Source organism: Mesorhizobium sp. WSM4308 (assembly GCF_002294905.1).
In the GTDB taxonomy this organism is placed as follows: Bacteria; Pseudomonadota; Alphaproteobacteria; order Rhizobiales; family Rhizobiaceae; genus Mesorhizobium.
The window spans coordinates 78,072-102,897 of the sequence record NZ_NSFW01000023.1 but is presented as its reverse complement, the minus strand read 5'-3'; the positions used below and the strand labels follow the sequence as shown (position 1 = coordinate 102,897).

Here is a 24,826-nt window from a genome sequence, read left to right as displayed (position 1 = left end):
ATGGACGCGGCGACCGCTGCAAGCGATCAAGGCAAGCAGGACCTTCCTGCCGGGGATGGCGCCAATTTGTCCCTGAAGGATCGCATCGCGCGCGATCTCGGACAGCGCATTCTCGCCGGCACCTACGCGCAGCACGCGGTCCTGCCGACGGAGGCTGAACTGTGCGTCATCTACGGCGCCAGCCGCACGGCGCTACGCGATGCGCTGCTGACACTTTCGGCCAAGGGACTGATCGAGGCGCGCAAGCGGGCTGGCACGCGTGTGCGCGCGTCGAGCGAATGGAACAGGCTTGACGCGCAGGTCCTCGAATGGATGCGCGATATCGAGCCTGATCTCGATTTCGTCCGCGGCTTGATCGAGGCGCGGCTGGTCATCGAGCCGGCTGCCGCCCAGCTTGCGGCCAGGATGGCGACCTCGGGCGATCTCGCGGTGATCGAAGCCGCCTACGAGGCCATGCGCATTGCGCCGGAGGACGACCTCGCGGCCTGTCTCGATGCCGATGTCCGCTTTCATACCGCTATCCTGCGCGCCAGCCGCAACCCGGTTTTCGCCAATCTCGGCAATATGCTGGCAGCCGCACTCAGCTTCTCTTTCCGACTGACCACATCGGCCACCGCCAATTATCAGCAGACGCTCAGCGCCCATGGCGATGTGCTGGAAGCAATCCGCATGCGTAGGGTCGACGACGCTCACGACCAGATGAAAGCGCTGATCGGCATCGCCTCGAACGACCTTCTCGCTATCGCCCGCAAGGGCCGCCACCAACAGCGCGTCCCCACCGCCAATGCCGATCCCATCTGAGGTTGATGACCCGCACCATTGAAATTCGAAATGGCGACCTGTCCGCCGAAATGGTTCCGTCGCTTGGCGCCGGTCTGGCGCGGTTCGATCATGGCCGCAGCCGCTGTTCAAGCCATGGCCTGACGACGCAAGCCGAATGAGAGCTTCGCGACTTCGGGATGGCGAAAGCGGACGTTTCGCATGGGAGGAAGTTCCGACCTGACCCTCGGGATCTGGGATTCTCTGACCAGACGACATGCCAATTCGACGAAATTGGTGGGCCTTACGCTTTTCAGCCTCCGAACCCCAGCAGGCAGCAAAGCGCTTGTCTATTTGGTATGCTGGTATAATATGTACCTGACATAGCGTGATCCTCAGTAGATGCGCTGCGTCCTATGGTCTTTCTGGGAGGAGATACAATGAAACGTTCAATCGTGGCGGCGCTGGCCAGCGCCGCGCTGATCAGTGTTGTGACGCTGCCGGCAATGGCGTCGTCGGACAAGCCGGTCATCGCGCTGACCAATGCCTATTACGGCAACACCTGGCGCCACCAGATGGTGGAAGCGTTCGAGGCTTCGGCCAAGGAAGCCAAGGCCGCCGGACAGATCGCCGACTACATCGTCATGAACGGCGACGGCTCGGTGGCGCAGCAAAACAGTCAGATCGCCGAACTGATCCTCAAGAAGGTCGACGTGCTCGCCGTCGACGCCGCCTCGGAAACCGCGGTCAACGGCATCATCGAAAAAGCCTGCAAGGCCGGCATCATCGTCGTCTCCTTCGATTCAGTCGCCTCGGCACCCTGCAACTACCAGCTCAATTTCGACTTCAAGGGCTACAAGGCGACCCAGGCCGAAGCCGTGTTCAAGATGCTCGGCGGCAAGGGCAACGTCATCCAGGTTCGTGGCGTGAAGGGCTCGGCGCCCGACAATGACATGTTCAACGCGCAGCAGTCGGTCCTGGCGAAATATCCGGACATCAAGGTTGCCGCGACCGTCTATGGCCAGGCGACGGCCTCGGTGGCGCAAGCGGCGATCGCCAATGTGCTGCCCTCGCTGCCGCATGTCGATGCGGTGCTCGGCCAGGGCGGCAGTGACGATGTCGGCATCGCTCAGGCCTTCGTCCAGTATGGCGGCGAGTACAAGGACAAGATGCCGATCATCGAGGGCGGCGGCGGTACCGACTTCGTCAAATGGTGGGCCGACGAGAACGCCAAGAACGGCTACCAGACCGTCTCGATGAACACCACGCCTGGCATTGGCGGCGCCGCTTTCTGGCTCGGCCTCTCCCTGCTCAAGGGCGCCAAGGCGCCCAAGATGATGATCATGCCCGTCGCAACCGTCGATGCCAGCAACCTCAAGGAATACGCCAAGCTGCCGGCCGGCCAGATCATCAGCCCCAGCTATTCGCTCGACTGGGTCAAGCAGAACCTGCTGAGCAAGTAACCCGACCAGAATAAGGGATCGGACGCCGAAAGCGCCCGATCCCTGGCCGTGAAGAAACGGAGGACGAATGTCCCACCTTGCCGTTGCCGATCAGAAGCGTGCAGCCGCCATGGCACCCGCCGCTTCGATCCGGCAGGAAATCGTCTCGCTTTCACAGATCACCAAGAGCTTCGGGCCGACGCTGGCGAACGCCGAGATCGACCTCGCCGTTTCGGCCGGCGAGATCATCGGACTCGTCGGCGGCAACGGCGCTGGCAAATCGACGCTGATGCGCATTCTTTGCGGCACGATGCGGCCGACCCTCGGCTCGATCTCGTTCGCCGGCCAGACGCTGAGCTTCGCCGACTACGACACGGCGGAAGCGCAAGGGCGCGGCATCCGCATGGTGCATCAGGAACTGTCGCTGTGTGCCAACCTCTCCGTGGCCGAGAACTTCTTTCTGGAGACGCCACAGGACGCGACAAGCCGGCCCGGCTGGCGGAAGCTTTACCTGGGCCGTGCACGCGCGGCGCTGGATGCCGTATTCCCCGGCAATGGCATCGATGTGGACGCGGAAGTCGGCCAACTCTCCATCGCCGAACGGCAGATGGTCGAGATCGCACGCGCCGCCGCCACGCCCGGCGTCAGGCTCATCGTTCTCGACGAGCCGACCTCCTCGCTTGATCTCGATCGCTCCAGGCAGTTAAGGGCCTTCATCCGCGAGCGAGCCAAGGCTGGCCTCGCCTTCATCTTCATCAGCCACAAGCTGCAGGAAATCATCGACATCGCCGCGCAGGTTGTCGTGCTGCGCAACGGACGCACGGCCTGGCGCGGCGACGTGGCGGATACGTCGTTCAGCAAGCTGGTGCAGTTGATGGGCGGCGACGCCAACTCGATCCACCAGCATGGCGCCATCGTCGCCAGCACCGGGGGCGCATTGGTGCGGCTGTCCGGGTCGCTGACATCCGAACTCGGCCGCGACATCGAGATCGCGCGCGGTGAGATCGTCGGGCTGGCGGGGCTCGAGGGCAGCGGCCAGAAGGAGCTGCTGCATGCCATCTTCAAGCCCAATCCAGCAAAGGATGCCGCCGTCACGAGAACCGGCGAGGCCGGCTTCATTGCCGGCGACCGACAGAAGGAAGGCGTGTTCCCGCTGGGGAGCGTGCTCGGCAACATCTCCATCGGCAGCCTTGCGCGCCGCCCGTCCTTGGGCCTGGTCTCGGATCGCCACAACCGCGAGGCCGCGGCCGACGCCGCAGGTCGGCTGCGGCTCGACGAAAATCGCTTCGGGTCCAACATATTGGAGCTGAGCGGCGGCAATCAGCAGAAGGCGCTGGTTGCCCGCGCGCTCGTCGCCGATACGCCGATCATCCTGCTCGACGATCCGACGCGCGGCGTCGACATCGCCACCAAGCAAGATTTCTACCGGCTCTGCAACGACATCGCACGCGGCGGGCGGACACTCGTCTGGCACACGACCGAGGACGCCGAATTGCTGGCCTGCGACCGCGTGCTGATCTTTGCCGGCGGCCGGATCGTCAAGGAACTGACCGGTGAGGCGATCACCGAAGCGGCGATCGTCGGGGCGTCTTTCGTCCAACAGGCGGACAAGCGCATCGACGCCGCGCAGGCCAAGGCCGGCGCCGCCGGGCTTGTCCGCAGGCTGGTGAACGCAGCCCCCTTCATCGGCCTCGCCGCCGTGCTGGCGGTGATGATCTCGGCCAATCCGGCGGTCGCCTCGATCTTCGGCCTCGATCTGCTGCTGATGCCAGCGCTGTCGCTGGTGCTGGTGACGGCGGCACAGATGTTCATCGTCGGCGGCAGCGAAATCGATCTCGGCGTCGGCTCGTTCGCCGGGCTGATCAGCGTGCTCAGCGCGACGCTGCTCTACGACCAGCCATGGCTCGGTGCGCTGGCTGTTTTGGCGGCGGTGGCCGTGTATGCCGGGCTCGGCGGGTTGATCCAGGCACGCAAGATCCCAGCTATCGTCGTCACGCTCGGCGCCTCCTTCATCTGGGTGGGGCTGGGCTATGCGCTGCAGCCGACGCCAGGCGGCGCCAGCCCTGAATGGCTTACGGCGCTGTTCGGCTGGTCGCTCGACTTCCTGCCGACATCGATCATCCTCATCGCGGCTGTTGCCCTGGTGGTCTTGACGATCGACCGGTTGCCACTCGGCGTGGTGCTGCGAGGCTTCGGCAACAATCCGACGGCAATGATCCGCTCGGGCTGGTCGCCAACACGTTACGCGCTGGTGCGCTATCTCATCGCCGGGCTGTTCGCGGCGGCCGCCGGCCTGTCGCTGACGGCGATCAACACGGCGAGCGACATCAACTCCGGCAATTCGTTCACGCTGCTCAGCGTCGCCGCCGTGGTGATGGGCGGCTGCTCGCTGCTCGGCGGCATCGTCTCGCCGGTTGGCGCCATCGCCGGCGCGGTGACGCTGTCGCTGATCGGCGCACTGCTCGGCACGCTCAATGTCAGCAGCGACTTCAACGCCGCGACGCAAGGGCTGATCCTGATCGCGCTCCTGACGTTGCGCGGCCTGACCGCGGACCGCAGGAGCGAACAATGAACGCGCTGTCCGCCTTCACTGTTTGGGCCCAGAAAAACCGCTGGATCTGGGCAGCGATCGGCGTGCTCCTGCTCTGGCTCGTGCTCTCCGTGGTCACCAACCGGTTCAGCCTGTCCAGCCTGTCGGGCATCGTGCTGTCGGCCTCGTTCCTGACCGTCGTCGGTATCGGCCAGATGTTCGTCGTCACCACCGGGCGCGGCAATATCGATCTTTCCGTCGCCTCGGTCATCACGCTCAGCGCCTTCGTCGCGCTGCTCACCATCAAGGGCCAGGATGCCAACCTTGCTATTGGCGTCACGGCTGCCGTCCTGCTCGGCCTCGCGGTCGGGTTGCTCAATTCGCTGCTGGTCGTCGGCCTCGGCATTCCGGCGATCATCGCGACGCTCGCCACCGGCTATGTACTGGCGACCGCGACGCTGCTGTCGAACAAGGCAATCCCCGGCTTTGCCGTCAGCCCGGCGCTCAAGGATCTGGCGACGGGCCGCATCTCGGGCGTCCCAATCATGGCCATCATCGCCATCCTCGGCGTAGCGGCGGCTTCCTTCGTGCTGCGCTACACCGTGTTCGGGCAGCTCCTGTCGGCGGTCGGCCAGAACCGCGCGGCCGCCCGGCTCGCCGCCATCAGCAATGGCCGGGTGATCGCAGCGGCCTTCATCATCTCGTCGGTGCTGGCCTCGCTCGACGGCCTGCTGCTCGGCGCCTATATCGGCGGCGCCTTCCTCGAAATGGGCCAGCCCTATCTGTTGCAGTCGATCGCCGCCGTGGTGCTCGGCGGCACGCTGATCTTCGGCGGCTCGGCGACCGCGCTCGGCACCCTGTGCGCCAGCATCCTGCTCATCCTGATCGTGACGACCATGCAGATTATCGGGCTGCCGCCCGGCGCCCAGGACATCGTCCAGGGCATCGTCGTCATCTTTGTCCTGGCGCTTGCCGGCCGACAGGCATTGGCGCGGCGCACCACTACCGAGCCTGCAGATGGAGCGACGCCGAAGACGCAGGCAAAGGCGGCCGCGTCGTTGCCGGAGTGACCAGCAGGCCGACAATTCCGCTTGCCAAATTATGGTAGAGTGATCATACCAGTATATAAGATGACGATCGCGCGACGATCGTCCAGAATTCAAGGAGCAAGGCCAGATGACAACGATTGCGCTGTTTGGTGCGGGCGGGAAAATGGGCTACCGCCTGTCGACCAATTTTCGCGGATCGGACTACACGATCCGCCATGTCGAGATCAGCGAGGCCGGCAAGGAGCGGCTGAAAACCGGTCTGGGCTTCGATGCGGTCGACGCCGACGAGGCGCTTAAGGACGCCGAAGTCGTGATCCTGGCGGTGCCGGACACGCATATAGGCAAGGTCGCCGCCAGCATCGAAAGCAAGCTTTCGTCCGGCACGATGGTGATCGTGCTCGATGCGGCGGCCCCTTTCGCCGGCCATCTGCCTGATCGTCCCGACCTTACCTATTTCGTGACCCACCCCTGCCATCCGCCGATCTTCAACGACGAGACCGACATGGCCGCCAAGAAGGACTTCTTCGGCGGCGTCAAGGCCAAGCAGCATTTCGTCAGCGCCCTGATGCAGGGGCCAGAGGAAGACTACGCCAAGGGTGAGAAGATCGCGCAGATCATCTGGGCGCCGGTGATGCGCTCGCACCGGGTCACGGTCGAGCATATGGCGCTGCTGGAGCCCGGCCTTTCGGAGACAGTTTGCGCTTCGCTGCTCGTCGTCATGAAGGAAGCGCTCGACGAGGTCGTGGCGCGCGGCGTCGACCGGCAGGCCGCGCTCGATTTCCTGCTCGGCCACATGAATGTGCTCGGCGCCGTCATCTTCGGCGAGACCAAGGGCGTGTTCTCCGATGCCTGCAACAAGGCCATCGAGTTCGGCAAGCCGGTGCTGATGCGCGATGACTGGAAGCGCGTCTTCGAGCCGGAGGAAATCGCCGCCAGCATCCAGCGCATCACCTGAGGCGCGCATTTCCCTTCGCCGCAGCAAGGTGCGCGGTTAGATACAGATCATCTGAATTAGTGGTTGACTCATTATACCAGTTGGCTAAGCTGCTGACGCACTCGGGACTGATCCTTCTCCGCTGGGAGGAGGCATCGGAACGAGCGGAGGATGGCGGGGACGGGCGCGAAAATCGGTTCGGTCGAAAAGCCGGCAAACGGCTTTGCCGATCCAGGCGGCGTTTTGCCCCGCCCTGTCTGACGATTTCAAATGAAGACAGTGGCCTCGACTGGTCGAGGCCCATGTTCTTAACGGGAGGACTTAGTGAAACTTACTCGCAGAATGACACTTGCGGCTTTCGCCGGCGTACTGGCACTGGGCACGGCTGCGCCGGCCTTCGCGGCCGACCTGATCGCGATCATCACCCCCTCGCACGACAATCCGTTCTTCAAGGCGGAAGCCGTCGGCGCCGAGGCAAAGGCCAAGGAACTCGGCTACGAAGCGCTGGTGCTGGTGCATGACGATGACGCCAACAAGCAGTCCGAGCTGATCGACACCGCGATCGGACGCGGCGCCAAGGCCATCATCCTCGACAATGCCGGCGCCGACGCCACCGTCGCTGCGGTGCAGAAGGCCAAGGACGCCGGCATCCCCTCCTTCCTGATCGACCGCGAGATCAATGCCACCGGCGTCGCCGTGGCGCAGATCGTCTCGAACAACTACCAGGGAGCCCAACTGGGCGCGCAGGAATTCGTCAAGCTGATGGGCGAGAAGGGTAACTTCGTCGAATTGGTGGGCAAGGAATCCGACACCAATGCCGGCATCCGCTCCAAGGGCTATCACGACGTCATCGACGACTATCCGGACCTCAAGATGGTGGCGCAGCAGTCGGCCAACTGGAGCCAGACCGAGGCCTATTCCAAGATGGAATCGATCCTCCAGGCCAATCCCGATATCAAGGGCGTGATCTCCGGCAACGACACGATGGCGATGGGCGCCAATGCGGCGCTCGCTGCGGCGAACCGCAAGGATGTCATCGTCGTCGGCTTCGACGGCTCCAATGACGTGCGCGACTCCATCACGTCAGGCGGCATCAAGGCGACGGTGCTGCAGCCGGCCTACGCCCAAGCGCAGATGGCGGTCGAGCAGGCCAACGACTTCATCAAGAACAAGAAGTCGCCCGAGAAGGAAAAGCAGCTGATGGACTGCGTGCTCATCAATGGCGACAATGCCGCCAAGCTGGAAACCTTCGCGCTGAAGAACTGAGCCGGCGCAACGCAAACAGCGAGGGGCGAACCTTGGTTCGTCCCTCGCCTCCATTTCAATGGGAAGCTTTGACCGCCATGCTCAGTAAGCCGATCCGGCCGATTAAGGCAACTTGGCCGATCCTCGCGCTGGTCGCCGGCATCGGCCTCAGCGCCTGCAAGATCCTGCCGACGCCATCGGCGCAAGGGGTTGCAGGCAACGCGTCCGGCTTTAACCCGGACAAGATGGTCGAGGATATCTGGACTTCGAAGGTCATCCCCTATTTGCAAGGGAAGGCCGGGGCATTTGCCGAGGTCCATGCTCTGGCGAAGACCGATCCGGCGGCGGCCGGCGCCAAATACGGCAATCCCAAGAAGCAGGCGAATGCGCCATGGACCTTCGCGGTCCGCGTCGAGGGCAAGATCGTCGCCGCCAACACGCAGTCGCGCGCGGCGACGATGGATATCGACGTCGACGGCGACGGCAAGGCGGATGCGCGCGTCCAGATCGGGCCGGCGATGCGCGGAACCGCACTGCGCGACAGCCTCGATTTCGTTCAGTTCAACGATTTCACCAACCAGATCGACTTCGCCCAGTTCGGCAAGGCGTTCAATGCCTATGCCGACAAGACCGCGCTGTCCAAGCTGCCGCGCGAAGCGCTGGAGGGCCGCACCGCCAAGGTGCTCGGCGCCTACACGATCGAAGGCGGCCAGGACCTGCCGTTGGTGACCCCGGCGGAGGCCGAGATCGGGCCCAAGCCATGAGCGCGGCGCTCGGTCATGACGTCATCCTGAAGCTGGAAGACGTCTCGAAAGTCTATGCTGGCACCGTCGCGGTCAAGCAGGCCAATTTCGAGGTGCGCAAGGGCGCGGTCAATGTGCTCGTCGGCGAAAACGGCGCCGGCAAATCGACACTGATGAAGATCATCGCAGGCGTCGAGCAGCCGACGGCCGGGCGCATCATGCTCGACGGCAACGAGGTTTCCTTCTCCTCCTCCGGCGATGCCGTGGCCCGCGGCATCGGCATGGTGTTCCAGGAGCTGAACCTGTTCGGCAACATGACGGTCGCCGAGAACATTTTCGCCACGCGCGAGATCACCAACCGGTTTCGCAAGATCGACCGCAAGACGCAGGAGCGGCGGGCCGGCGAATTCCTCGATCGGCTCGAAGCCGGTATCCGGCCGGACATGCTGGTTGAGGATCTGCGCATCGGCCAGCAGCAGCTGGTCGAGATCGCCAAGGCTGTTTCGCTCGACGCACGCATCCTGATCATGGACGAGCCGACCTCGGCGCTCAGTGCGGCGGAAGTCGAGATCCTGTTCAAGGTGATCGCCGACCTCAAGGCGCGCGGCGTGGCGATCGTCTACATCTCGCACCGGCTGGAGGAGCTGATCCGCATCGGCGATTACATCACCGTGCTGCGTGATGGCCGCATCACCGGCCAGGAAGAGGTGAAGAACGTCGACACGCAGTGGATCGTGCGGCAGATGATCGGCTCGGACGCCAAGGATTTCGCCAAGGCCGACGGCCATGTTCCCGGCGAGGAGATCTTCCGAGCCGAGGACATCTGCCTGCCGCGCGTCACCGGCGGACTGGCGGTCGACCATGTCTCGCTGTCGCTGCGCGCCGGCGAGATTTTGGGCATTTACGGCCTGATGGGCGCGGGGCGCAGCGAGCTGTTCGACTGCATCATGGGCCGCCACGGCCATGCCAGCGGCGAGATCTTCATCGACGGAAAACATATCAGGGAACGCGACACGACGCGGCGCATACGGCGCGGGCTGGCGCTGATTCCGGAAGATCGCCAACGCGAGGGATTGGTGTCGATCTTATCCGTTGCCAGCAACCTGACGCTGGCCAGCCTGTCGCGCTTCGTGCGCTTGTTCCATATCCGAGGCGGCGCAGAGCGGCAGGGAGTCAGGCAGATGGTGCGCGAGCTTTCGATCAAGGTCGGCGATCCGGCGCAGGAAGTCTCGTCGCTTTCAGGCGGCAACCAGCAGAAGGTGGTGATCGGCAAGGCGCTCCTTACTGAACCGAAGGTGCTGTTGATGGACGAGCCGAGCCGCGGCATCGATGTCGGCGCCAAGGCGGATGTCTTCCGCACCATGCGCAAGTTGTCGCGCGATGGGCTCGGCATCCTCTTCGCCACTTCCGATCTCGACGAGGTGATGGCGCTGTCCGACCGGATCGCGGTGATGAGCAATGGCAAACTGACCGGCATGTTCGATCGCGCCGAGGCGAGCGAAGCCGCGATTGTCGCCGCATCGGCGCTCGGCCATGGACCCGCCCCGCACATCTTGCCCCAGAATTTGGAGAGCAACGCTAATGACTGACATTCCGGCCAGGGCGACTCACTCCTCGGCCTCCAGCGGCTCCGCGCTGCTGACGCTGATGAAGCTCAGGACCTTCATCGCGCTGATTGCCGTGCTGGTGTTCTTCTCCATCGCGGCGCCGAACTTCCTCTCGGCCGCCAATCTGATCCTGATGGCCAAGCATGTGGCGCTCAACGCCTTCCTTGCCATGGGAATGACCTTCGTCATCATCACCGGCGGCATCGATCTTTCGGTCGGTTCGATCGTCGGCCTGTGCGGCATGGTGGCCGGCTATCTCGTGCTCAACGGCATCGACCTGCAGATCGGCTACACCATCTATTTCAACGTGGTGGAGATCGCATTGATCACCCTGGCGGTCGGCATTTTGATCGGCGCCGTCAACGGACTGCTGATCACCCGGCTCAATGTCGCGCCGTTCATCGCCACGCTCGGCGTGCTCTATGTGGCGCGCGGCCTGGCCCTGCTGTCGTCCGACGGCCGCACCTTCCCCAATCTGGTCGGCAAGCCGGAGCTCGGCACCACCGGCTTCGGCTTCCTCGGCGCGGGTCGGCTCGTCGGCTTGCCGGTCTCGATCTGGATCCTGATCGTGGTGGCGCTGGGTGCTGCCTATCTCGCCAGGTACACGCCGCTTGGCCGCCACATCTTCGCCGTCGGCGGCAACGAGCGCGCGGCACGCATTTCGGGCGTGCGCGTCAACATGGTCAAGATGTTCGTCTACATGTTCTCGGGCTTCTGCGCGGCGATCGTCGGCCTGATCATCTCGTCGGAGCTGATGGCTTCGCATCCGGCGACGGGCGAGAGCTTCGAACTGAATGCCATCGCCGCGGCGGTGCTTGGCGGCACCTCGATGTCGGGCGGTCGCGGCACGATCGGCGGCACCATCGTCGGCGCCTTCGTCATCGGCATCCTGTCGGACGGGCTGGTGATGATGGGGGTGAGCTCGTTCTGGCAGATGGTGATCAAGGGCCTCGTCATCATCGTCGCCGTCGTCGTCGATCAGGCGCAGCGCCGGCTTCAGCAGCGTGTCACCCTGATGCAGATGGCAAAGGTGGGCTGATCATGGCAACTTTGAGCGGAGCGCTGATCGGCTGCGGCTTCTTCGCCGTCAACCAGATGCATGCCTGGCGCGACATAGAGGGCGCCGCGATCGTCGCCATTTGCGACCGCGATCCGGAGCGGCTCAGGATCGTCGGCGACCAGTTCGGTGTGGCAAGGCGCTACACCGATGCAGCCGCGCTGTTCGCGGCCGAGACGCTCGACTTCGTCGACATTGCCACCACCGTGGCCAGCCATCGGCCGCTGGTCGAGATGGCGGCCGCCAACCGCGTCCCGGTGATCTGCCAGAAGCCCTTCGCGCCGACGCTGGCCGACGCCAAGGCAATGGTCGCGGCCTGCGCCGAGGCCGGCGTGCCGCTGATGGTGCATGAGAATTTCCGCTGGCAGTCGCCGGTCCAGGCTGTGCGCGCCATGCTCGACAGCCGTGAAATTGGCACGCCCTTCTTCGGGCGTATCTCCTTCCGCTCGGCCTATGACGTGTTTTCCGGCCAGCCCTACCTGGCGACGGGAAAACGCTTCATCGTCGAGGATCTCGGCATCCATATCCTCGACATCGCCCGTTTCCTGCTGGGCGACGTAAAGAGCCTCACCGCGCGCACCGCGCGCATCAATCCCGCCATCGCCGGCGAGGATGTCGCCACGATGCTGATGGATCACAAGAACGGCGCCATTTCGGTGGTCGATTGCAGCTATGCGACCAGGCTTGCCGTCGAGCCGTTTCCCGAAACGTTGATCGAGATCGACGGCAGCGACGGCACGCTCCGGCTGGCGCAGGGATACCAGCTGACCGTCACCGGCAAGAGCGGAACCACTGTCACAGACGTCTCGCCGCCGCTGCTGCCCTGGGCCTCGCGGCCATGGCACAACATTCAGGAAAGCGTGCTGGCGATCCAGCGGCACTGGGTCGACTGCATTGCATCAGGCAAGGGGCCGGCGACCTCCGGCGCCGACAACCTCAAGACATTCGCGCTGGTCGAGGCTGCCTATACCGGCGCCGCAAGCCGGCAACCGGTGCGGATCGACGACCTGCTGGAATGACCACGGATCGCTTCCTCCTTTGCGGCACGCACGCGGCGGAGACCGAACCGGTCCGGTTGATCGCCGGCCCGCTCAGTGCCGATTTCGTCAACGGCAATCTGCGCACAATACGCCATGGCGGCGCGGAGGTGCTGCGTGCCATCGCCTATGTCGTTCGTGACCGCGACTGGGGCACCTATGAGCCAGCGCTGACGGACTTGACTATCGATCAGGGTGCCGATGCTTTCTCCGTCAGCTACGCGGCAAGCTGCACCGGGCCTGGCGGAAGCCGGCTCGCCTTCCACGCCACCATCAAAGGCTCCTCTGATGGGCAGCTGGTCTTCGACGTCAACGCGCTGCCCGAAAGTGATTTCGAGACCAACCGCTGCGGCTTCTGCATCCTGCATCCAATCGCCGGCCTCGCCGGCAGCCCCGTAATGGTCGAGCACACGGATGGCAGCGTGGTGGCGACGAGACTGCCTGATCTGATCGATCCCTGGCAGCCTTTCAAGGATTTGCGCGCCATCACGCATGAAGTGCGGCCCGGCGTCACCGCGCAATGCCGTATGGAAGGCGACGTCTTCGAAATGGAGGACCAGCGCAACTGGTCCGATGCTTCCTATAAGACCTATGTACGGCCGTTGGCGCTGCCCTGGCCCTATGTATTGCCGGCCGGCGAAACCAACCGCCAGACGATCAGCCTACGCATTGCCGGCGACGACAAGACGCCGGCCACCACCGAGCCATCTGGCCCGATCCGCGTTACGCTCGGCGAGCCCGGTCCGGCGCTTCCGGATGTCGGCGTGATCCTCTATCCCGGCGATGTCGAGACAGCGCTGGCGAACCTCCCAGCACTGTCGGCGCTCGGCCCGCAGCAACTGCTGCTTCATTACGATCCGACGGGCGGCCATGGGCTCGATGCCTTGCGCTCTTTCGCCCGGCTCGCCGCGGCTTATCCCGCCCGCACAACGCTCGAATGCGTGGTCGCCTGCAGCGGCGATCTCGATGCCGAACTCTCCGATATCATCGACCTGGTGCGCCGGGCGGGCCTGCGGCTCGATGCCATAACGGTCTCGCCTTCGGTCGATCGGCAATCGACACCACCAGGCAGCGCCTGGCCGCCCTGCCCGCCGCTGGAAGATGTCTACGCCGCCGCGCGCCGGGCCTTCCCGGATATCCGTCTTGGCGGCGGCATGTTCAGTTATTTCACCGAGCTCAACCGCAAGCGCGTCCCGGCCGGGCTGCTCGATTTCGTCAGCCATTGCACGTGCCCGATCGTGCATGCCGCCGACGATCTCAGCGTCATGCAGTCGCTGGAGGCGTTGCCGTTCATCACCCGGTCGGCGCGGGCGATCTTCGGCGACAGGCCCTACCGGATCGGGCCCTCGACCATTGCCATGCGGCAGAACCCCTATGGCGGCGCCACCAAGGACAATCCGCGGGGAGAGCGCATCGCCATGGCGAACCGCGATCCGCGCCACAATGGCCAGTTCGCCGCCGCCTGGACGATCGGCTATGCCGCGCGGGTCGCGCCGGCCGGCCTGGAGATGCTGACGCTGTCGGGATTCACCGGGCCATTCGGCGTGCTGGCGGGATCTGGGGAACCCGTTGCGGAAGGGTCACCCCGGCCGATCTTCCAGGCCATCAAGGGGCTTTGCGAACTGGCTGGCCTTAAACATGTCACGGCCAAAACGAGCGATGAGACCCGGGTAATGGCGTTGGCCGGGCGTTCACCCTCGGGCAAGACAGTCGTATGGCTGACGAACCTGACGGCAAGCGACGTGGCGGTCGACCTTTCGGAGTTTGACCGAGGCCATCTTGTGATGGCACCCTACGCGATCGCGCGGATCGGCTGAATCAGATTACTTTTCGGAATTCATCACATAGAGGGCGCGCGAGCGCTCCAGATGCTTGATCATCGCCTTCTCGGCGCCATCGGCATCCTTCTTCTCGATGCGGCCGATGATCTCTTCGTGCTCGGTCAGCGTGAACTGTTCCTTGCCGGTCCAGATCAGCATTTCGGTGTGATATTCCTTCAGCCAGCCGAGCATCGCCTCGCTGACGGCGACATAGATCGGGTTGCCCGATATCGTCGCGATCTGGGTGTGGAATTTCATGTCGGCGGAAATGAAGGCTTCGGAATCACCTCGCGCGGCACGCTGCTCGGCGACGGTTGCCTTGAGCCGCTGCACATCCTCGACGGTGGCCTTCTCGGCGGCTTCCCTGACCATGCCACGCTCGAAGAAAATGCGCGCGGTCTTGAGGTGCTCGAGCGTGTCCTTCGACGACGACAGGATGATCTTGGCTGCGCCGTCGACCTGTTTGATGATCGACTTGGCGGTGAGCTGCAGCACCTTGGCCCGCTCGCCATGCGAGATGGCGACAAGGCCCATATTGCTCAGCGCCTGCATCGCCTCGCGGATGGCCGGCCGGCCAACCTCGAAGCGCTCCATCAATTCGCGCTCCGACGGCATGTCGTCGCCCGGCTGCAACTCGCCGCTGGTGATCAGCCGCTTCAGCCTTGCAAAGACTTCGTCGGAAAGTTTGCGCCGGACGATCGGCTCCGAACGGTTCATCGTGACGAATCACTCCCTGGCCCGGTTCCTGTTTAGCACTGCCGGTGCGATTCCCGGAATGCCTGCACCTTTGCCCGCCCCCGTTGCGCGAAGTGGGATATTTGCTTGCAATACTTATGTACTCATTATACCAGATTTCAGACGTGACGAAACTTTTTTCGGACCCTTTTCGACCGGCCGGCTCCCCATGATCACCTTCACCTATCGCATCGAAACGTCAGGCAACATCGAGGCGCTGGCGGCCAAGATCGCCAGCGACCAGTCGACCGGCACCTTCGTCGCTCTGCCCGGCGAGACCGAGGAGCTGAAGGCCCGCGTGGCGGCGCGAGTGCTGGCGATCCGGCATCTGCCCGATGCGGAGCAACCGTCCATTCCCGAGGCCGGCGGGGGGCCTTTCAAGCGCGCCGATGTCGACATCGCATTCCCGTTCGACGCGATCGGCACCGACCTTTCGGCCCTGATGACCATCGCCATCGGTGGCACCTATTCGATCAAGGGCCTGTCGGGCATCCGCATCGTCGACATGCAGCTGCCTGATGACTATCGCGGCGCCCATCCCGGCCCGCAGTTCGGCGTCGCCGGCAGCCGCAAGCTGACCGGCATCGTGGGACGGCCGATCATCGGCACCATCGTCAAGCCGGCGCTGGGGCTGCGGCCGCATGAGACAGCCGAGATGGTCGGCGAATTGATCGAGGCCGGCGTCGATTTCATCAAGGACGACGAAAAGCTGATGAGCCCGGCCTACTCGCCGCTGGCCGAGCGGGTGAAGGCGATCATGCCGCTGATCCTCGACCACGAGCAGAAGACCGGCAAGAAGGTGATGTATGCCTTCGGCATCTCGCATGCCGACCCGGACGAGATGATGCGCAACCACGATCTGGTGGCGAAGGCCGGCGGCAATTGCGCGGTGATCAACATCAACTCCATCGGCTTCGGCGGCATGGCCTACTTAAGGAAACGCTCCAGCCTGGTGCTGCACGCCCATCGCAACGGCTGGGACATCCTCACCCGCCACCCCGGCCTCGGCATGGATTTCAAGGTCTGGCAGCAGTTCTGGCGATTGCTCGGCGTCGACCAGTTCCAGATCAACGGCATCGCTTCAAAATATTGGGAGCCGGATGCATCCTTCATCGAATCCTTCAAGGCAGTGACGACGCCGATCTTTTCGCCTGATGATTGCGCGCTGCCGGTCGCAGGTTCCGGCCAGTGGGGCGGGCAGGCGCCCGAGACCTACGAACGAACCGGCCGCACGGTCGACCTGCTCTATCTCTGCGGCGGCGGCATCGTCAGCCATCCGGACGGGCCAGGCGCCGGCGTGCGCGCCGTCCAGCAAGCCTGGCAAGCGGCGGTCGAGGGCGTCCCGCTGGCGAACTTCGCCCTGAAGCATCGCGAACTGGCACGGTCGATCGAAAAGTTCGGCGACGGCAAGGCGGCCTGAGGTCATGCATAACCTGCTGCTCAGCTATTATGGCGACGACCTCACCGGCTCGACCGACGTCATGGAAGCGCTGGAGCTCGGCGGCGTGCCGACGGTGCTGTTCATGAGGCAGCCGGACGAGGCTCTATTTGCCCAATTCAAGCATTGCCAGGCGGTCGGGCTGGCCGGCACCAGCCGCAGCGAGACGCCGCACTGGATGGACACGCATCTGCGCGACGCCTTCGCCTGGCTGAAGACGCTGAAAGCCGAAATCTGCCACTACAAGGTCTGTTCGACCTTCGATTCCAGCCCGACGATCGGCAGCATCGGCCGGGCGATCGAGATCGGCCGCGAGGTCTTCAAACAGGATAGCGTGCCGCTGCTGGTCGGCGCGCCGCAGCTCAAGCGCTACACCGCCTTCGGCCATCTGTTCGCGGCCTATCGCGACCAGTATTTCCGCATCGACCGCCATCCGGTGATGAGCCGCCACCCGACGACGCCGATGGATGAATCGGACCTGCTGATCCATCTGTCGCGGCAGACGGATCTCACGTCGGGGTTGATTGACCTTGCGACACTGCAGTCGGAGCAGCGGTCGCAGGCATTCGATCGCTTCGTGGACCGTGGCGCGGCCATCGTGCTTGTCGACGTCGACAGTCGGGAGACCCAGGCCCTTGCGGGCAAAGAGATCTGGCGTATGCGCAAGCCGGGCGGCTCTTTTGTCGCCGGTTCGTCCGGCGTCGAGTATGCGTTGCTGGCCGAATGGGCGTCGAATGACGTCGTCGGCGCCGGACCAGGCTTCACGCCGCCAGGCGCCGCCGACCGGATCGCCGTCGTGTCGGGCAGTTGCTCGCCGACCACCGAACGACAGATCCGGCATGCCCTGAGCGACGGCTTCGACGGCATCGAGGTCGATCCTGTCGAACTGGTTTCGGAGGCTTCGCAGCAGGCGATCACGCGTGCGGCGGCAAGCGGCCGCGCCAGCCTGCGAGCCGGACGAAGCGTCATCCTCTACACCGCGCTTGGCCCTGCAGCCGACAGGGGGGCCGAAATCGACCGGCAGGAAGGCGCCCGCCACAAGCTTGGCCGCGGCCTTGGTGCGCTGCTGCGCCAATTGACTGACGAGCAGAGCTTGGGGCGCGTGGTCATTGCCGGCGGTGACACGTCAAGCCATGCGCTTGGACAAATGGGCGTCGACGCGCTGACCGTCAGGATGCCTCTGCCCGCCTCGCCTGGTTCCCCACTTTGCGTTGCTCATTCGCACGTCAAAGCGATTGACGGGCTGGAGGTTGCGCTGAAGGGCGGGCAGGTAGGAACCGACCGCTATTTCTCGTCCATCCGTGACGGTCTTCGCAGTTGACTGTGCGGAGGTCCGACGGCTGTTCTGTCTCGCAGCCACGGAAGAAGCGTGCGGCGGGACCTGTAATTGATAGCGACCGTGCTATGCTTGAAACCGCAAGCCAGCAGAAATGCAAGGAGATTTTCGCCATGGCACTGCTGGTCAGCAAACCTGAAGATATCGCGACGGCCTTTGCCGATGCGTGGAACAGGCACGATATGGACGATTTCGCAGCGCTGTTCTCCGAGGAGGCCAATTTCGTCAATGTCGTGGGAATGTGGTGGAAGAATCGCGCCGAGATCGAGGGGGCGCACCGCGCAACGCATGAAACGATGTTTCGTGACAGCCGATTGGAGGGTTTTGTCTCGTCGGTTGTTGAATTAGCTCCCGGCCTTGCATCGGTACATTATGCATGGACCCTGACCGGTGCATTTGCTCCGGATGGCTCACCGGCCGGTACACGCAAAGGCATTCTGCTTTTGGTTGTGAAGGAAGAACAGTCGGGCTGGCGGATAAAGGTGGCCCAAAACACCGACATTGTTCCAGGGGCAGCTGCTCCCCCTTCGAGCGCGAGGAGTTGATCCTCCTCACCTCCCCGCAGCATGGGGTAGCGGGGCAGTTTGTTGGATTGATCAGCCGAGCGACAGTTCCTTCGTCTGATGCCTCAGCACGAGTCCGACCGCGCCCAGCAATGCATCGTTCTCGGTGTGCTTGCCAACGATTATTCGCGTGCGCAGGGCCGGAGCGATATCGCGGGACTTGATGAGCGTGTGGCGTTCGTAGGACGCGATCAGCGGCGTCAACAGAATGTCGCCCGCCAACGCCATCTGGCCCCCGATGATGATGAGCGGCGGATTGAGCACCGAGCCGATCAAGCCGAGACCCCGGCCGGCGATCTCGGCGGTATCCTCAATCATCCGCAACGCCCTGACGTCGCCCTCCTTGGCCATCATGATGACATCGTCCATGGTGACCTGCCGCCGCATGACACGCGAAATCTGTTCCAGTGGTCGGGCAAAACTCGCATAGAGCTCCAGGCATCCGCGATTGCCGCACCGACAAAGATCGCCGCCGGGATCGATGCTGATGTGCCCGAATTCGCCGGCGCCGCCGGCGATGCCCGTCACCAGCCGGCCATGCTGGACAATGGCGCCACCGACACCTAGATCGATCTTGAACAGCACGAAATCGTCATGGCCGATTGCCGCGCCCCACATCAGCTCCGCAATGGCCGAGCAGTTGCTCTCGTTGTCGGCGAAGATCGGCCGCTCCAGCACGGGTCCGAACACATCTCGTATGTTGACGCCAGCCCATGTTGGAACGATGCTGGCGCGCAGGACCACTCCATCGCGGCTGACAGGACCAGAGACGGAAATCCCAACCCCCAGGAGCCCCGCCATCGGCAGACCATTTTCCTCGTAAGATTGGGCAATTGCCGATTTGGCCATCTGGGCCGCCTGCTGCGGTTGGTAGTCCAGTGCCATGGGGATAGTTTGTTCGGCAATGACGGAATGCGAGACATCGGCAACGATCAGTCGTATCTGCTGAAGTCCGAGGTGAATTCCGACGCAGGTACCGGCTGTCGGATTGAGCGTCACGGCCGCGGCTGGCCTGCCAATAGCTCTGATTCCCTCGCGACTGGTCGGGGCTTCGATCACCATGCCCGATTTTCTCAAGCCATTGAGCGCGGTTGAGACCGTCGAGCGCGCCAGGCCGGTGACGCGTGCGATCTGCGACGCCGAGAGGGCGCCGCGTTCACTCAGGCAGCGCACAATCATGCTCTCCGGCGATGCGGACGGCCTGTCGATCAGCCAGGTTCTAAGCGAAGGTTTTGTCATGGACCAACATAAACATCGTTGACTGATAGCTCCAATATGTCATCTTGGAAAGAACTTGAGATTAACGCATCTCGCCGGCGGCGGCTTCAAACCGCGGCCATAAGCGGTCGATACGAACCGTGCAACACCATATGGGAGTGAAACTATGAAATGCGTCATGACCGCCCTCGCGGCAGCCGTTGCGTGCACCTTTGTCGCCGGAGCAGCCTTAGCCGAGCCCAAGACGAACCTGCTGCACCAGTGGGCGACTGGCTCGGACGCCCAGGCGATCGCCAAGCTCGGCGAGATGTTCACCGCCAAGGGCGGCAAATGGGAACAGACCTCGATCGCCGGTCACACGGCCAACACGCTGGCCAAGCTGCGTGCCGACGTGATCGCCGGCAATGCCCCGCCCGCCGTGCAGCTGAAAGGTCCGGAAATCGCCGAGTGGAACAAGACCGGCATGACCGCTGACCTCGACGAGCTGGCGGCCTCGGAAGGATGGGAAAAAGTGGTCGCGCCGGAATTGCTTCCGGTGATGAAGCCGACCGGCAAATGGGTCGCCGCCCCCATGAACATCCACCGCATCAACTGGTTGTGGGCCTCTCCGAAGGTCATGCAGGCCGCCGGCGTGACGGAAATGCCCAAGACCTGGGCCGAGTTCAATGCAGCCTGCGACAAGATCGTCGCCTCTGGCAAGATCTGCATCTCGCATTCGACGGCCGACTGGACGGATTCGACGGTGTTCGAGGTCGTGCTCTATGGCCAGGACATCGATCTCTATCGCAAGGCCTTCGTCGAGGGCGATGTCGAATCCATGCGCAGCCCGGGGATGGTCAAGGCCTTCCAGCAGATGCGCCTGATGACGAGCAAGTACATGGATCCGGGCATGGTTGGCCGCGACTGGGATTCGATGTCGGCGCTCGTGGGCAAGGGCGACGCAGCCTTCCACATCATGGGCGACTGGACGATCGGCCTGCTGACCGCCGCCGGCTTTAAGGAAGGCACCGACTATGTCTGCGCCCAGGCACCGACCGATTGGGGCAAACCCGGCTTCATCCTCAACTCGGACTCGGTCGTGTTCTTCAAGCAAAAGGATCAGGATTACATCGACGGCCAGAAGCTGCTTGCCAGCCTGATCCTGTCGCCCGACTTCCAGACGGTCTTCAACCAGGCCAAGGGCTCGATCCCCGCGCGTCTCGATATCGATCTGTCGAAGGGCTTCAATCCGTGCCAGCAGCTCTCACAGAAGGATCTGCAGGCTTCGATCAAGGACGGCACGCTGGTCCGCTCGATGGCGCACAACATGACCATCCCGCAGAAGATGCGCGGCGCGATCATGGACGCCATTACCGAGTTCGTCGCGACGCCCGACATGTCACCCGAGGACGGCGCCAATGCGATGGCCGACGCGGCCGAAGCACAGAAGTAGACAGGAACGGCCGGGCGCAATTTCTATCCGCATCCGGCCATCCTCCATCCAGTTCCGCGCCGCAAATGTCAAATCACGACCTGATCCTATCGACCCCGGCGCCCGCCCGCCCCTGGCGCGAGCGGCTGGGCTCCGCGATGCCCTTGCTGGTGCTCGGCCCCTCGCTTGTGGCGAGCTTCGTCTACGTCTTCGTGTTCACCGGCTGGACGCTCTACATCTCGCTTTCGAACTCCTCGCTGCTCCCGACCTACGGCTTCGTCGGTCTGGACAACTACGCGTCACTCTGGGCGAACCGGCGCTGGAACATCGCCTACGACAACCTCTTTCTCTTCAGCGGCTTCTACATCGTCGGCTCGATGGCCGTGGGACTGCTGCTGGCGATCCTGATCGACCAGCGCGTGCGCGGAGAAGCGGTCTGGCGCACGATCTTCCTCTATCCGCTGGCCGTCTCCTTCATCGTCACCGGCACGGTCTGGAGTTGGCTCTACAACCCGACCGACGGTATCCAGGCGATGGTGCGCGGATTGGGCTGGACAAATTTCAGTTTCGCACTCGCCAGCGACCGACACTATGCGATCTATGCGGTGATCATCACCGGTGTCTGGCAGTCCTCGGGCTTTGCCATGGCGCTCTTCCTGGCCGGTCTGCGCTCGGTGGATGCGGACCTCGTCAAGGCCGCGCAGATCGATGGCGCATCGACCTTCCGCATCTATCGCAAAGTGCTTCTGCCAACGATTGCGCCGATCTTCCTGGCGGTCGCCGTCATTCAGATCCAATTCGCCATCAAGACCTTCGACCTCGTGGCGGCCCTCACGAAAGGGGGCCCGGGGATCTCGACCACGTTCCCTGCCATTTACGTCTATGACCTGATGTTCCAACGCGGCCAGATCGGCGAAGGCGCCGCGGCGGCCATCATGATGCTTGCCGCTCTTGCCGTGGTGCTGGTGCCGTATTCCCTCTGGGTGGTTTGGCGCCGGCGCAAGGAAGCCGGCCATGGCTGACGTCCCGCTGGACCACATGCAGGATCATCACGCTGCCACAGTTGCGGCGCGCAGGCATTTCCTCACCCGCTTCGTCATCTATGGGCTGCTGGTTATCTTCGCGGCGATCTACCTGGTGCCATTGCTGGTCGTGGTGCTGAATTCATTCCGCGATCAGCAAGAGATCGCGCGCAACGGGTTGATCTCGCTGCCACGCAGTTTCCGCCTCGAAGCCTGGGGCCAGGCCTGGAGCACATATTGCATCGGCGGCACCTGCGAGGGCATGCAGCGCAACTTCTACAACTCTCTGAAAATGACGATCCCGGCGACAATCATCTCGACGGTGGTCGGCGCGATGAACGGTTACATCTTGTCGAAATGGCGCTTCAAGGGTTCGGAAGCGCTGTTCACCTGCATGCTGCTCGGCGTCTTCATTCCGGGCCAGATTTCGTTGATGCCCTGGGCGTTCATCCTCGGCAATCTGGGCCTCAGCAATTCCACCTACGGGCTCATCGTCATCCACGTCATCCAGGGCATTTCGTTCACCACGCTGTTCTGCCGCAACTACTACGTCAGCATCCCCGACGATCTGATCAAGGCGGCACGCATCGACGGCGCGGGCTTCTGGCGCATCTTCCGCAAGATCATTCTCCCGCTCTCCTCACCGATCCTGATCGTCACGGTGATCTGGCAGTTCACCGGCATCTGGAACGAATATCTGTTCGGTGTGGTCTTCACCTCCGGGCAGCAACAGCCGATCACGGCCGCACTCGTCGCGCTGACGGCAAGCGGCACGAATGTACGCGCCTACGATGTCATGAGCGCCGCCGTGCTGATCGGCGCGCTGCCGCCGCTGCTGATCTATCTCTTCGGCGGCAAGTATTTCGTCCGCGGCCTGACCCAGGGCGCGATCAAGTGAGGCGCGATCAAGTGAGCGTAGCCTATCTGATGTCGCCGATCGCCTCGACCGCCAAGAAAGGCATCGCATGTCGACATTGACCATCCGATCCCTGCGCAAGAACTACGGCTCGGTCGAGGTGCTGAAGGGCATCGATCTCGAGGCGCAGAACGGTGAGTTCATCGCTTTGGTCGGACCGTCCGGCTGCGGCAAGTCCACCTTGCTCGCGATGATCGCCGGGCTGGAAACCGTAACCTCCGGCGAGATCCGCATCGACGGCCGGCTGGTCAATTCGGTTGCGCCTAAGGACCGCGACATCGCCATGGTGTTCCAGTCCTACGCGCTTTACCCGACGATGACGGTGCGCGAGAACATCACCTTCGGCATGGAAAGCCGCCGCGTACCGAAGCCGCAGCAGGACGAGGCCGTCAAGCGGGTTGCAGCGTTCCTGCAGATCGAACCGCTGCTTGGGCGCAAGCCCGGACAGCTTTCGGGCGGCCAGCGCCAGCGTGTCGCGATGGGCCGGGCGCTGGTGCGTGATCCGAAACTGTTCCTGTTCGACGAGCCGCTCTCCAATCTCGACGCCAAGCTGCGCGTCGACATGCGTACCGAAATCAAGAAACTGCATCACCGCGTCGGCAAGACGACGGTTTACGTCACGCATGATCAGGTAGAGGCGATGACGCTCGCCTCGCGCATCGCCGTGATGCATCAGGGCTCGGTCCAGCAATTCGATGAGCCGGCCACGATCTACAACCGTCCGGCCAACATGTTCGTCGCGGGCTTCATGGGTTCGCCGGCGATGAATTTTTTGCCGGCCGAACTGAGCGAGGAAGGCGGCCGCCCGACTGTTGTCTTGCCGACCGCCGATGGCGAGACGGCCAGCCTGCCGATCGTCCAGGCGCTGCCGTCCCATACGCCGCGACAGCTCTTGCTCGGCATCCGGCCGGAGCACATCTACCGGTTTGATCCCGATCTTGCCCGTCGCAAGCCAAGCATCGCGCAAATCGATGCCGTGGTCGAACTGGTCGAGCCGACGGGTGCGGAGACGATGGCCGTCCTGCGCCTGGGCGGCAAGGAGATCACCGGTCGTTTCGACCCCGACGGCACGCCTCGGATGGGTGAGACGGTGACGCTCGGCATCGACATGGCGCGTGCGTGCTTGTTCGACCCGACGACCCAACGCCTGATCTGAAGAGAGTTCCGCTTTTGTCCTTTGCCACCTATCCGAGCCTGGCCGACCGTGTCGTGCTGATTACCGGCGGCGCGTCCGGCATCGGCGCCGACACGGTTCGCGCCTTCGCCGCCAATGGCGCACGCGTCGCGTTTCTCGATCTGCAGCTGGAGGCCGGCGAAGAGCTCGCGCGGGAACTCGCCGCCACGGCAGCGCACCCGCCCCTCTTCATGCGCTGCGACGTGACAGATATTGTCGCCCTTCGGGCTGCGATCGGCACGGTGCGCGACCGCCTCGGACCTGTCGCGGCACTGGTCAACAACGCCGCCGACGATAATCGCCACCCGGTTGCCGAGGTGACGCAAGAGTACTGGGACCACGCCCAGGACGTGAACCTCAGGCACCACTTCTTTGCCGCCCAGGCCGTGCATCCGCACATGAAGGAACTGGGCTTTGGTTCGATCGTCAATTTTTCCTCGATCGCCTGGCGCTTCGGCGCGGCGGAGATGGCGGCCTATGCGACGGCCAAGGCCGCGGTGGTCGGGTTGACATTCGCGTTGGCGCGGGCGTTTGGCCCCGACAACATCCGCGTCAACGCCATTGAGCCGGGCGCCGTCATCACCGACCGGCAACGGCGGCTTTGGTACAAGACACAGGGCACGGTCGACCAGGTCGTGCAGCGCCAGATGATCCGCCGGGTTCTGCTGGGCGAGGAGATCGCGCGCACGGTGCTGTTCCTCGCCGCAGACGACAGCCGCATGATCACCAAGCAGTCGATCACCGTGGATGCCGGCCTGCGATGACGGCGAAACCCCAATCCAAGGATCGC

General features: G+C 63.6%; 21 protein-coding genes. 19 read left to right on the top strand and 2 right to left on the bottom strand.

What is annotated here, in order from left to right; all coding sequences use genetic code 11:
- The 11 genes from CK227_RS32105 to CK227_RS32055 all read left to right on the top strand — a co-directional run bounded on the left by CK227_RS32105 (window position 1) and on the right by CK227_RS32055 (window position 14,220).
- The gene (locus tag CK227_RS32105) at window positions 1–801 is read left to right on the top strand and encodes a FadR/GntR family transcriptional regulator (RefSeq protein WP_245318342.1); all 801 of its coding nucleotides are present in this window, start codon (window positions 1–3) and stop codon (window positions 799–801) included.
- Window positions 802–1,199: 398 nt separating this feature from the next.
- Window positions 1,200–2,222, top strand: a complete 1,023-nt coding sequence (locus CK227_RS32100; protein ID WP_095775521.1) for an ABC transporter substrate-binding protein — start codon at window positions 1,200–1,202, stop codon at window positions 2,220–2,222.
- A 67-nt stretch (window positions 2,223–2,289) separates the two neighbouring features.
- A complete protein-coding gene (locus CK227_RS32095; protein WP_095775520.1) occupies window positions 2,290–4,773 on the top strand; it encodes an ATP-binding cassette domain-containing protein in 2,484 nt (827 codons plus the stop codon).
- Window positions 4,770–5,801 (top strand): ABC transporter permease, encoded by a 1,032-nt coding sequence (locus tag CK227_RS32090; RefSeq protein WP_095775519.1) that lies wholly within the window; start codon window positions 4,770–4,772, stop codon window positions 5,799–5,801. The genes CK227_RS32095 and CK227_RS32090 overlap by 4 nt, the downstream gene beginning before the upstream one ends.
- A 106-nt stretch (window positions 5,802–5,907) precedes the next feature.
- Window positions 5,908–6,735 carry a phosphogluconate dehydrogenase C-terminal domain-containing protein gene (locus CK227_RS32085; RefSeq protein WP_095775518.1) on the top strand — a complete coding sequence of 276 codons (828 nt, stop codon included), beginning with the start codon at window positions 5,908–5,910 and terminating at the stop codon, window positions 6,733–6,735.
- Between the two features lie 303 nt (window positions 6,736–7,038).
- Complete coding sequence (locus CK227_RS32080; RefSeq protein WP_095775517.1) at window positions 7,039–7,980, top strand: D-ribose ABC transporter substrate-binding protein; 942 nt, start codon at window positions 7,039–7,041, stop codon at window positions 7,978–7,980.
- A 77-nt stretch (window positions 7,981–8,057) separates the two neighbouring features.
- Window positions 8,058–8,723 carry a DUF2291 family protein gene (locus tag CK227_RS32075; RefSeq protein WP_095775516.1) on the top strand — a complete coding sequence of 222 codons (666 nt, stop codon included), beginning with the start codon at window positions 8,058–8,060 and terminating at the stop codon, window positions 8,721–8,723.
- Window positions 8,720–10,291, top strand: coding sequence for a sugar ABC transporter ATP-binding protein (locus tag CK227_RS32070; protein WP_095775515.1), 1,572 nt, complete (start codon window positions 8,720–8,722; stop codon window positions 10,289–10,291). Before CK227_RS32075 ends, CK227_RS32070 begins: the two co-directional genes overlap by 4 nt.
- Window positions 10,284–11,348 carry an ABC transporter permease gene (locus CK227_RS32065; protein WP_095775514.1) on the top strand — a complete coding sequence of 355 codons (1,065 nt, stop codon included), beginning with the start codon at window positions 10,284–10,286 and terminating at the stop codon, window positions 11,346–11,348. The genes CK227_RS32070 and CK227_RS32065 overlap by 8 nt, the downstream gene beginning before the upstream one ends.
- Before the next feature lie 2 nt (window positions 11,349–11,350).
- Window positions 11,351–12,385, top strand: coding sequence for a Gfo/Idh/MocA family oxidoreductase (locus CK227_RS32060; RefSeq protein ID WP_095775513.1), 1,035 nt, complete (start codon window positions 11,351–11,353; stop codon window positions 12,383–12,385).
- Window positions 12,382–14,220, top strand: coding sequence for a hypothetical protein (locus tag CK227_RS32055; RefSeq protein WP_095775512.1), 1,839 nt, complete (start codon window positions 12,382–12,384; stop codon window positions 14,218–14,220). Before CK227_RS32060 ends, CK227_RS32055 begins: the two co-directional genes overlap by 4 nt.
- A 6-nt stretch (window positions 14,221–14,226) precedes the next feature.
- Here CK227_RS32055 and CK227_RS32050 read toward each other — a convergent pair whose 3' ends face one another.
- Entirely contained in the window at window positions 14,227–14,940 is a 714-nt protein-coding gene (locus CK227_RS32050; RefSeq protein WP_095775511.1) for a transcriptional regulator NanR, read from the bottom strand.
- A 187-nt stretch (window positions 14,941–15,127) separates the two neighbouring features.
- Between CK227_RS32050 and oiaX the strand changes: the two genes are divergently transcribed.
- The 3 genes from oiaX to CK227_RS32035 all read left to right on the top strand — a co-directional run bounded on the left by oiaX (window position 15,128) and on the right by CK227_RS32035 (window position 18,277).
- The gene (oiaX, locus tag CK227_RS32045; RefSeq protein WP_095775510.1) at window positions 15,128–16,378 is read left to right on the top strand and encodes a 3-oxo-isoapionate-4-phosphate decarboxylase OiaX; all 1,251 of its coding nucleotides are present in this window, start codon (window positions 15,128–15,130) and stop codon (window positions 16,376–16,378) included.
- Window positions 16,379–16,382: 4 nt separating this feature from the next.
- On the top strand, window positions 16,383–17,717 hold the full coding sequence (locus CK227_RS32040) for a four-carbon acid sugar kinase family protein (protein WP_095775509.1): 1,335 nt from the start codon (window positions 16,383–16,385) through the stop codon (window positions 17,715–17,717).
- Between the two features lie 128 nt (window positions 17,718–17,845).
- Window positions 17,846–18,277, top strand: a complete 432-nt coding sequence (locus CK227_RS32035) for an SgcJ/EcaC family oxidoreductase (RefSeq protein ID WP_095775558.1) — start codon at window positions 17,846–17,848, stop codon at window positions 18,275–18,277.
- Window positions 18,278–18,328: 51 nt separating this feature from the next.
- Here the strand turns inward: CK227_RS32035 and CK227_RS32030 are convergent, their stop codons facing one another.
- Window positions 18,329–19,474 carry an ROK family transcriptional regulator gene (locus tag CK227_RS32030; protein WP_179296117.1) on the bottom strand — a complete coding sequence of 382 codons (1,146 nt, stop codon included), beginning with the start codon at window positions 19,472–19,474 and terminating at the stop codon, window positions 18,329–18,331.
- Between the two features lie 217 nt (window positions 19,475–19,691).
- Here CK227_RS32030 and CK227_RS32025 point away from each other — a divergent pair, with 217 nt between their 5' ends.
- The 5 genes from CK227_RS32025 to CK227_RS32005 all read left to right on the top strand — a co-directional run bounded on the left by CK227_RS32025 (window position 19,692) and on the right by CK227_RS32005 (window position 24,800).
- Entirely contained in the window at window positions 19,692–20,945 is a 1,254-nt protein-coding gene (locus CK227_RS32025; RefSeq protein WP_245318340.1) for an ABC transporter substrate-binding protein, read from the top strand.
- Between the two features lie 65 nt (window positions 20,946–21,010).
- Window positions 21,011–21,946 (top strand): sugar ABC transporter permease, encoded by a 936-nt coding sequence (locus tag CK227_RS32020; RefSeq protein ID WP_095775506.1) that lies wholly within the window; start codon window positions 21,011–21,013, stop codon window positions 21,944–21,946.
- Window positions 21,939–22,844 (top strand): carbohydrate ABC transporter permease, encoded by a 906-nt coding sequence (locus CK227_RS32015; protein ID WP_095775505.1) that lies wholly within the window; start codon window positions 21,939–21,941, stop codon window positions 22,842–22,844. Before CK227_RS32020 ends, CK227_RS32015 begins: the two co-directional genes overlap by 8 nt.
- Window positions 22,845–22,911: 67 nt before the next feature.
- The gene (ugpC, locus tag CK227_RS32010; RefSeq protein WP_095775504.1) at window positions 22,912–24,018 is read left to right on the top strand and encodes a sn-glycerol-3-phosphate ABC transporter ATP-binding protein UgpC; all 1,107 of its coding nucleotides are present in this window, start codon (window positions 22,912–22,914) and stop codon (window positions 24,016–24,018) included.
- 14 nt (window positions 24,019–24,032) lie between these two features.
- A complete protein-coding gene (locus CK227_RS32005; RefSeq protein WP_095775503.1) occupies window positions 24,033–24,800 on the top strand; it encodes an SDR family oxidoreductase in 768 nt (255 codons plus the stop codon).
- The last annotated feature ends 26 nt before the right edge of the window (window positions 24,801–24,826 follow it).

Bases quoted from the DNA above. Each gene is read 5' to 3' on its own strand.
- CK227_RS32055 (WP_095775512.1), top strand. From the start codon at position 12,382: ATGACCACGGATCGCTTCCTCCTTTGCGGCACGCACGCGGCGGAGACC.
- CK227_RS32085 (WP_095775518.1), top strand. From the start codon at position 5,908: ATGACAACGATTGCGCTGTTTGGTGCGGGCGGGAAAATGGGCTACCGC.
- CK227_RS32100 (WP_095775521.1), top strand. From the start codon at position 1,200: ATGAAACGTTCAATCGTGGCGGCGCTGGCCAGCGCCGCGCTGATCAGT.
- CK227_RS32020 (WP_095775506.1), top strand. From the start codon at position 21,011: ATGTCAAATCACGACCTGATCCTATCGACCCCGGCGCCCGCCCGCCCC.
- CK227_RS32075 (WP_095775516.1), top strand. From the start codon at position 8,058: ATGCTCAGTAAGCCGATCCGGCCGATTAAGGCAACTTGGCCGATCCTC.
- CK227_RS32090 (WP_095775519.1), top strand. From the start codon at position 4,770: ATGAACGCGCTGTCCGCCTTCACTGTTTGGGCCCAGAAAAACCGCTGG.
- oiaX (WP_095775510.1), top strand. From the start codon at position 15,128: ATGATCACCTTCACCTATCGCATCGAAACGTCAGGCAACATCGAGGCG.
- CK227_RS32015 (WP_095775505.1), top strand. From the start codon at position 21,939: ATGGCTGACGTCCCGCTGGACCACATGCAGGATCATCACGCTGCCACA.
- CK227_RS32070 (WP_095775515.1), top strand. From the start codon at position 8,720: ATGAGCGCGGCGCTCGGTCATGACGTCATCCTGAAGCTGGAAGACGTC.
- ugpC (WP_095775504.1), top strand. From the start codon at position 22,912: ATGTCGACATTGACCATCCGATCCCTGCGCAAGAACTACGGCTCGGTC.
- CK227_RS32040 (WP_095775509.1), top strand. From the start codon at position 16,383: ATGCATAACCTGCTGCTCAGCTATTATGGCGACGACCTCACCGGCTCG.
- CK227_RS32060 (WP_095775513.1), top strand. From the start codon at position 11,351: ATGGCAACTTTGAGCGGAGCGCTGATCGGCTGCGGCTTCTTCGCCGTC.
- CK227_RS32035 (WP_095775558.1), top strand. From the start codon at position 17,846: ATGGCACTGCTGGTCAGCAAACCTGAAGATATCGCGACGGCCTTTGCC.
- CK227_RS32025 (WP_245318340.1), top strand. From the start codon at position 19,692: ATGACCGCCCTCGCGGCAGCCGTTGCGTGCACCTTTGTCGCCGGAGCA.
- CK227_RS32030 (WP_179296117.1), bottom strand. From the start codon at position 19,474: ATGATTGTGCGCTGCCTGAGTGAACGCGGCGCCCTCTCGGCGTCGCAG.
- CK227_RS32095 (WP_095775520.1), top strand. From the start codon at position 2,290: ATGTCCCACCTTGCCGTTGCCGATCAGAAGCGTGCAGCCGCCATGGCA.
- CK227_RS32105 (WP_245318342.1), top strand. From the start codon at position 1: ATGGACGCGGCGACCGCTGCAAGCGATCAAGGCAAGCAGGACCTTCCT.
- CK227_RS32065 (WP_095775514.1), top strand. From the start codon at position 10,284: ATGACTGACATTCCGGCCAGGGCGACTCACTCCTCGGCCTCCAGCGGC.
- CK227_RS32050 (WP_095775511.1), bottom strand. From the start codon at position 14,940: ATGAACCGTTCGGAGCCGATCGTCCGGCGCAAACTTTCCGACGAAGTC.